This is a genomic window from Nostoc sp., from assembly GCF_036917575.1.
Classification (GTDB): domain Bacteria; phylum Cyanobacteriota; class Cyanobacteriia; order Cyanobacteriales; family Nostocaceae; genus Nostoc.
In genome coordinates, this window is record NZ_JBALDC010000033.1 from 18632 (window position 1) to 27634 (window position 9003).

Genomic DNA, 9003 nt, shown 5'->3' on the forward strand with positions numbered 1-9003 from the left:
AATTTGAATTTAAAATTTTAAATTCAAAATTGATTCACCATCCCCAAGTACCAGGAGCGCCCTTAAATGGCCCAACAATATCACTAGTTACCCAACCGCCGTAGAAGTTACCTGGTTGTGGTTGCACTTCTTCGCCATTAACATAGCATTTGTCCATTAAATGAGCATAAAAAGCTACATAGTCTTTGATAGATTCAAAGGCTGGTGTGGGTTTGGGGTAGAACCAGGCAGCATTATAAGCTTCTTTATCGCCAACTCGGATTGTGTAGTAACCAGCACTTCCCTTCCACTCACAAAAGCTAGATTGTGGAGTCATCTGTAGATATTCCATTTTGATATCTGCTGGGGGAATGTAGTAAGAAGGAGGATGACTGGTTTCTAAAACACGTTTAGCACTATGAGTATCTACAATTACTACTTCGTTAAAGATTATTTGGATATGTTTGGTTGTGTCCTCCAAAAGAGGAGGACGAGGATAATCCCAAACTGATTCTTGTCCGGGAGCGGGTTCGATGCGTTGAGAATTAACCATTATGAAGAGTGCTGCGTGCTAAGAGAGAAAAAAATACTCAGTACAGATGTATTTGGTGAAGGAGCAGCTCCCCTTGTGGAGCCATTGCAATCTTTTAACTCAACCTTCTTCATCGAACTTGTTTAAGAGCATCAACTTGCTTAGTAAATAACTCAGTGAATAAACTAAGCACAGTCCTTTCTTCACGCACTTTTATATTGGCACTGATGGACATACCTGATTGCAAGTTAACTTTTTTGCCCTTAATACTTAGAGATTGCTTATCTAATGAGACTTTTGCCGGAAATCTGTAAAACTGATGGGTTTGATCTGGTGGTAATGCGTCTGATCCTATTTCAACAACTTCTCCCTTGATATCACCAAACTCGCTGTAAGGAAAGGAGTCAATTCTGACATCTACTTTCATACCTTTTCGCACAAAACCAATATCTTTGTTAGTGATGAAAACTTCAGCTATATAGTTTTCGTTGGGGACAATTTGCAACATTTTTGTAGTTGGGGTTGCAACAAATCCAGGATTTTTTGCTTGCAAATCGAAAACTGTTCCGGCTACAGGCGCGCGGAGTTCTTGATATTTAACGTTTAACTGTGATTGAGATATTTTACTATTGACATCTGCCAAACGCTGCTCATTATCTAGGATAACTTTCATAAATTGGCTATCGATTGAGGCAATCTGCTGTTTGTTCTGAGCTATTTTATCCAAAATGTTTTTGTCAGAAACAGCTACCGTATTGCTTAACTCTTGTTGTCCTTTTTCTATATCAAACTGAAGGCGTTTCACTTCTTCACCTAATTGCGCTACTTCCGCCGTGCGGTTTTGTACTTCTTGTTGCTGGTTAAGATACTGAAGTTGAGAAATACCACCTTCTTCTGCTAATACCTTCAGTTTATTTAAAATCCCCTGTTGAATAGCTAAACTTGATTTACTATCTTCCAGTTTAATTTGATTTTGAGTAAATTGTTTTTTGGTTTTTTCTACTTCTAATCGCGCTGCAGAGGAGCGAGAGTCTAATTCTTGTTTAGCCACTCGTAGAAGTTGTTGTTCATCAATTCCTACTCCAGAATCTTGACCATAATTTTTTAATTGAGTGCGGAATAATTCATTTTCTGCTACTAATGCTGACCGACTTTTTAATAAAAAAGCAGTTTCTTGTGGCAAATTACTGCCTAAATATAACATTTCAGAACCAGTAGCAGTACTTGCATTCATCAATCGGCGATAAATCTGGTTTTCTTTCATTAATGCAAGGCGAATTTTATTCAAAGAATTTAATTCGGCAACAGAGGCTATGGAATCAAAAGTTACTAGTAAATCACCTGGCTTGACTTCTTGCCCATCTTTAACATTAACTGTTTTCACCACTCCACTAACAGGAGCCTGAACTTCTTTGACTGTTCCTTGGGGTTTTAATTGCCCTGTTGCTGGTACTACTTGCTCAATTTTTGCAAAATAAGTCCAACCAATTCCAAAACAGGCTAGCCCGATGAGTGTAATCATGATTGTACGCGACCAAATTGGAGATTGGCGCAAGACAATGGATTGCTCAAATTCCTGAGTGTTGGAGTTATTAAAAGACTCTTGAATAGCTTTCTGTTGTTTTGTCAGTACCGATGAATCGTGCTTCACTCCATTTTTATGATTGCCGTTTTTATGATTGCCGTTGAGATGATTCCCATTAAGTTGAGTCATAGCGATTTTGGATTTTGGATTTTGACTTTTTTGTAAGGTGGGCAATGTTTCCCGATGCCAAAAACCTTTGCCCTCAAGAATGACTAATTACAAGTTTACATCTTGTTGCTGATACAGGTAATAATAATGACCCTTAGTAGCCATTAATTCTTGATGGCTACCTTGTTCTATAACCCTGCTATTATCCATGACAACAATCATGTCTGCATTACTTACAGTGTTTAGTCGGTGGGTAATAAAAAATACTGTATCACCCTTGAATGCTTTGGCTAAATTGAGACATATTTGCCGTTCTGTGGGATAATCTAATGCGCTAGTTGCTTCATCTAAAACTAATAATTTTGGTCGTTGTAAAACCGAACGAGCGATCGCAATTCTTTGTCGTTGTCCACCTGAAAGTGCAGAACCCCGTTCTCCCACGCGCGTGTTGTAACCGTTGGGTAAGTTCATGATAAACTCGTGGGCGCACGCAACCTGAGCCGCTTCGATAATTTCTTCGGTTGTGGCATCGGGATTGGTTAGGGCAATATTTTCCTGAACGCTGCCGTCAAACAATAATGTTTCTTGGGGAACTACGCCAATTTGTCGTCGCAACGAATAAAGTTCTACTTTGGCAATGTCATAACCATCAATCAAAATTCTGCCAGACTCAGTTTCGTAAAGTCTCAGCAGTAATTTCATCATCGTACTTTTACCAGATCCACTTTGCCCGACGATGCCGATAAATTTACCTGGCGCAAATTCGAGGTTGACATTAGAAAGTTGCAGAGGCCCACTTGTACCAAAGCGGAAGGAAACATTTTCATATATCACTGCTCCCTTAATCGTAGGTAAAGGTATATTGTAACGGTCTGTTTCTGCTTCTTGTGGGGTATCGACAATATCGCTTAAACGCTCTAAAGACAAGGCAGTTTCTTGGAAGCTTTGCCAGAGTTGAGCTAAACGTAATATTGGGCTGGTGACGTAACCTGATATGATCCTAAAGGCAATTAATTCGCCTAAAGTTAATTCTTGTTGCAGTACTAAATAAGCTCCTACCCACAAAACTAGTAAGCTGCTGAGTTTGTTGAGAAAGTTACTAGTAGAGTTAGCGAGGGTAGAAGTCACAACTGTTTTAAAACCAGCAGCCACAAATCGCGCGTAACGCTCTTGCCAAGAAAAGCGCGATCGCAATTCGATATTTTGCGCTTTTACTGTTTGAATTCCTGACATCACCTCCACTAAATAAGATTGAGTTTCGGCGTTGCGTTCGGCTTTGGCACGTAACTGTCTACTAATAGTGGGAGAAGCGACTAAGGTAATCACGACAAACACAGGGATTGTGCTTAACCCTACCAAGGTGAGTTGCCAACTGTAAATCAGCATCACACCGATATAAACCACCGAAAACAGAGCATCTAACCCCACTGTTAAGGCAGTACCCGTGAGGAATTGCCGGATATTTTCTAGTTCGTTGATGCGAGTGGAAAGTTCACCCACCGGTCGGCGTTCAAAATAACGCAGTGGTAGACGTAGTAAATGGTCAATGATTTGCGACCCTAAACCCATATCAATCCGGTTAGTGGTATCGACAAATAAGTAGGTTCGTAAGGTAGTCAACACTGCTTCAAATAGCCCAACTACTAATAGCAAAACCCCCAAAATATGTAGTGTGCCAATACTATTTTGAGTGATAACTTTGTCGATAATTAACTGAACCACTAAGGGATTTGCCAACGCTGCCAACTGCACGAAAAAGGAAGCGATAAAGACCTCGATCAAGACTCGACGGTGCTTTGACAAGTAGGGCAGAAACCACCGTAAACTAAAGCGTTCTTGCGGTGTTTGATTGGTAGCAGTCAGCAGTAATACCCTAATTTTGGGCGGAAAGTCAGTTGGATCGACATCTAATTGTTCAACCAATTGAGCGGGTTTGCAGCGCACAATTCCTTTAGATGGCACACCCACAACCGCGGTATTTGCATCCACTGCATATAAAACGGCAAAATTATCACCATAGCGAATCAATGCTGGTGTCGGAATGCGCGTCACTGAGGCGGTTGGTAACTCTATCAACTGCGCTTTAAGTCCGATTAATTCTGCCAGGTAAGCTGTAACTTGAAACGATATAGTCCCCTGACGTTTGATTTGCTCGGTTAAGATGCGGCGAACCACCTCTCGACGAAACGGCATTTCTAGATGCTTCGCGATCATTTGAAAGCAGGCGAAGGTTGAATTTAGTTCTCCTTTACCGCCAAAAAATGGGTATTTTTGTTTTGACGAATTATTAGAATTTTGGGGGGCTGTCTGTGGAACTATTTCGTCTGATGCGTAGGGAATAATATTTAGGTCGTCAGCACTATCTCTATCGACTCTAGTTTCAGTTACCGCAAGTTCTATCTCATGACTATCTTCTAAGAGCAAATCTGACGGATGTATACCAAGCAACCGTGCGGGGTTTTGACCGATGACCTGGAGCTTGTCTCTGTCATCGTCTGATTCTAGGCGATCGCTAGGTGAGTAATTCGTAACTGTACCACCGCCACTCACAAACCAAACGCTTTTGCTATCTAGTTGGTTGAAGGAAGTTTTTCCTGAAGGGAGATAATGTATTTTCGCCTGGGATAAGGCTTTTTCTGCGAGTTCTCTAAGATTTAAGGTAGCGATGGCTTGCTTTTGCCAATAGGAACTAAGAATGTCGAAAACTTCTACCAAATAACTGCGGTTCTTACGAGCTTCGGCAAAAGCTGGGTATGAAGCCAGAAAGCTAAAATATGCTGATGCACTCAAGGTTAAACATACTACTTCGGTGGAAGCGATCGCTGTTTCACAGGCGACATCGCGTAACAAACCGATTTCGCCGATAATTTCCCCCGGTTGCAGTAATTTTAGGGTGATTGGCAATTGCGTCTGAGGGTCGTATCCCAACAGGCGCACTTGTCCTTCATAAATGATGGTGATCTGTTCCGGGAGGCTTTCTTTACCGATGATTTTTTGGCCTATGCGATAGCGCCAAGCTTGCAATTGTTCTGATAAATTAGCGATCGCCGCATCTGGCAACTGCTCAAACCCCTCTAGGGCGGTGATAAATTCGGGAAAAGTGTTCTTAGTATAAGTCATATAAAACAAGTAAAAGTGAGGAATTAAGTTGAAAATATTAGGGGGTATCTCTTTTACTAACAGTAGCAGTGTTTGATTTTATGCCAGCAGTAACAAGACTTTTATGGAATTCCGGTGCTTAAATGTGTAAAAGCGCAGACGGCAAGTTCGTTTAATTGCAGACCTGTATTTAGATCACAGGGTTATGATTGTTATGCTTTTTTCAAAATCAAGCATACTGTAAATCAATCGAGGACAAGTTATCACTTGGTTAACGCTAGATAATTTATACAAAATTAAAATTCATATCTTAGTCTTGCAACTATGCAAGATGTCTACTCATCATCAAACCAAAACACATAAAAATACTTGTTGAATTTATTACTACGTGTTTTACTTAATGATAGTTAACATAAAAATCTCACAGATGCCTTCCTAAGTAAATATTCTAGTTAAGAATTATGTAAAAAAAACTTGAAATTTATGAATTATTTTTTACAAATTCTTGAATACAAGGATTGACAATATCACTAATGGCGAAAAACAAAAGCTTTCTTCGTTAAAAACCACCTATACCTAATTATGAAATAATTCTCCATCACTTTTTTGCTAGCTTAATTTAATAAAAGTTAACTGGAAAAGTAAGGAAGAAGACTCTTTGTCACCTTAGAGGAACCAACTCTTAAATTTAACATGAATTCCACGGATGCAAAAAACTCTTTCCAAACCTCTCCCCCACAGGGAAAGAGGCTTTTAAACCTTGATTTTTCGTTCTAAACTGGAAATATTTCTACCCCTCTCCGCCTCAAAGAGGGGTTCGGGGAGAAGTTCATCGAACTCACGTTAAATTTATGAAGGAAAGACAATAAGTGTCCTCAGTAAATTTACTAGTTTAATTAATCGCGAGTCATCTAATCGTTATGCACAAAACAACCTCACCCCGCAACCGAGATGAAGTTGTTTTATTTTACTAAGTAATTGCTCGTATTTGATACTAGCCAAGATTAGGACTCAAATTAACCTGCACAATCACATCGTTATAGTCTTTGTCACCACCATTTGGTAAATCCTCAAAACCAAAGGAGTTATTTCCCAATAGTCGAATGTGATCTATCTTATCTGAGTTAGCACCCAAGAATGTGAAGTAAACATCCTTGTTGCCATTGCCATTGAGAACTGCATCGGGTCTGCCATCCACAATAATAAACGGTGCAAACAAAGAATTCGGATCGAAAGTGCCAGTGTAATTTGCAGTGCCTTGGTCGCCCACCGTCAAGTCAATACCTGCAACACGCCCACGCACAGCAGCTTCGGCGTAGCCAGCCTGACCAACCAAAATATCTGCCGTGCCATCACCGTTGGTGTCAATACCACCATTTTCATCAGCCACTTGATAGAAGCCGACAAAGTTATCGTAATCTGTCTCTCTGTTGACTTGAAACTCAGCTGTTACTGATTGTGTTACACTCCGTAAATCAATCAATTCGCCTTGATATTCGCCTTGCAGACCAGTACCTAAAGATAGCTCTTGATCGGTTGGCTGAATGTTCACTACCAAATTCGGAAAATTAAGAGAAAACCCTTGATTGTCTATGTTGTTATTTGTACCTGAGGAAAAAAGCACATTTGAGAAGGGGGTTTTTCCAGACAGCACAGCTTGAGTAGTACTGTTAGATACCAGATAAAATCTGAGTTTGGTATCGGAGTCGAATTCTAATATGTTTTTCAGGTCGGCGGGATTAAAACCATTAGGCAAATTGGCAAGAGTGGATAAAACCACCTTTGAACGCGAAAGAGCCGCTTGTGTATAGCCTTCTGCACCAGGAGCTATGCCGTTAATTTTACCTTCTTCATCGTCAACAGTAAATACATTTAGTTCATTCACCTCTGGAGAAGTGTTGTTTTTAATATTGACTGAAAGTTTTGCTTTATCACCTTTATTGTTCAGCTCAGTCTTGACACTAAAGATATCGCCTGTAATTGTCACTACAGGAGTATCATCAGCAACCGTAAGTTGAAACACATCACTGGCTTGCTCTCCAGCAACATCCTTAGCTATGACTTTGATGTTCAAACTACCTAAGTTTTCATTCTCAGGAGTACCACTAAAGGTAAGGGTAGTAGGATTGAAGTTTAACCAAGTGGGTAGTAGCTGATCATTTTCCAGGGTTGCAGTGTAGGTGAGGATGTCTCCAGCATCCACATCGCTAAAGGTGTCATCTGGGACGGTGAAGTTGAAGACTGTGTCTTCAGTGACTTGCTGGTCTGCAATTTCTTTTACTAAGACTGGAGGATCGTTGACATTATTAATCGTGATTTTAAACACATCACTGGCTTGATTTGCAGTAGTATCTGTAGCGGTAACTTTGATGTTTATACTACCTACGTCCTGATTCTCAGGAGTGCCACTGAAGGTACGGGTAGTAGGATCGAACTTCAACCCATTTGGCAGAGGATTATTGTTTTCTAGGGTTGCAGTGTAGGTAAGGATGTCACCGGCATCTGCATCAGTGAAGGTGTCATCTGGGACGGTGAACTTGAAGAATATATCTTCGGTAGCTTCTTGATCCAAAATTGCATTCGCTACTATTGGAGCACTTAGTACTGAAGCGTAAGTTGCCATTACTTCTGGCTGAAACGCCAAAGTAGGAACAATTGCCCCCGAAGAAACTTCCAGTTCCCAGTTACCACCTAATGCAGTACTCCCAGTTAAATCATCAGACGCCGCTACTACTGCACCTGTCAATTCACTCAGGCGCTGTACAAATGCTTTACCTTGCTCTGTTTGCCCGACTTCGCAACCATACAACAACAGTTGCGCATCTGCACTCAAAACATTTGCCCAGTCCATGAGTTGCCAAGCATAATCGTTGAGGGTTTGGTAGCTGAGTTGACTGTTCCCCAGATAAACTTGCCCTGGTGCGCCGTGAGAAACAATGTGTAAGGTATTGATTTCCCGATGAGTTGCCAGTACTTGGCTAATTTGTTCAATGCCATTCTGGTCAGGATCTAAGACTATAACAGAGGTGTTCGGCAAAACACCTGCTATCAGACTTTGGTAGTTCTCAACCTGTGGGTCGATGAAAACTAGGCGAGTAGCAGGTATTTGCTCATACAAGTCTTGAGTTGGCTCTTTTGCGATCGCGATCGGGATGGTGTCTGACATAATTACTCTTATTAATTAATAGTTTTTTCGTTACAGTCGTTACGTGTTATATCCTGTAAATCACGTAGAAGCAGGTTTTTTTTGACATCGCAAAGGAGTCAATTATTAAACTTATATAAAAGACAAATAGTTAACTCCAGTAAATTTACTGCTTAAACCTGCGGATCAATATTACCATTGCGATCGCAAATAACATCACGTCTGCTATCAATAACAATAAATAGTGCAAACAGGGAATCAGCATTGAGAGTCGCGGTGTAATTTGCTGTCGTTATTCACCGTATAAAAATGTCTGTGGCACGCCTATACAAAGGTTTTTGAATAATGGAAAAACTTTTTTACGAGTGCATTTATACAGAATATATATAGATAATTAAATTTATTACTTACAAATAAAACAACCCCATCGCGTCAGCAAGATGAGGTTGAAAGCTATAACTCAATACGGTTCAGTTAAGGCTATGCAGTGCTTGAAACAACAAACACAGGAGGATTAGTTCTTGTTCCAGTACCTCTGTGTTTAACTTTTTTAGA

The 9003-nt window shown here is 40.4% G+C and carries 4 protein-coding genes; all 4 read right to left on the reverse strand.

Annotated elements, in window-relative coordinates:
• Window positions 1–34: 34 nt before the first annotated feature.
• Window positions 35–532 carry a DUF427 domain-containing protein gene (locus tag V7K79_RS07800; protein WP_335046292.1) on the reverse strand — a complete coding sequence of 166 codons (498 nt, stop codon included), beginning with the start codon at window positions 530–532 and terminating at the stop codon, window positions 35–37.
• A gap of 109 nt (window positions 533–641) precedes the next feature.
• Window positions 642–2225, reverse strand: a complete 1584-nt coding sequence (locus tag V7K79_RS07805; RefSeq protein WP_335046294.1) for an HlyD family efflux transporter periplasmic adaptor subunit — start codon at window positions 2223–2225, stop codon at window positions 642–644.
• A gap of 87 nt (window positions 2226–2312) precedes the next feature.
• Window positions 2313–5324 (reverse strand): peptidase domain-containing ABC transporter, encoded by a 3012-nt coding sequence (locus V7K79_RS07810; protein WP_335046296.1) that lies wholly within the window; start codon window positions 5322–5324, stop codon window positions 2313–2315.
• Window positions 5325–6297: 973 nt separating this feature from the next.
• On the reverse strand, window positions 6298–8469 hold the full coding sequence (locus V7K79_RS07815; RefSeq protein ID WP_335046298.1) for a DUF4347 domain-containing protein: 2172 nt from the start codon (window positions 8467–8469) through the stop codon (window positions 6298–6300).
• Window positions 8470–9003: the final 534 nt, after the last annotated feature.

Excerpts from the sequence above, each read along its gene's own strand:
- V7K79_RS07800 (WP_335046292.1), bottom strand. The coding sequence starts at position 532 with ATGGTTAATTCTCAACGCATCGAACCCGCTCCCGGACAAGAATCAGTT.
- V7K79_RS07805 (WP_335046294.1), bottom strand. The coding sequence starts at position 2,225 with ATGACTCAACTTAATGGGAATCATCTCAACGGCAATCATAAAAACGGC.
- V7K79_RS07810 (WP_335046296.1), bottom strand. The coding sequence starts at position 5,324 with ATGACTTATACTAAGAACACTTTTCCCGAATTTATCACCGCCCTAGAG.
- V7K79_RS07815 (WP_335046298.1), bottom strand. The coding sequence starts at position 8,469 with ATGTCAGACACCATCCCGATCGCGATCGCAAAAGAGCCAACTCAAGAC.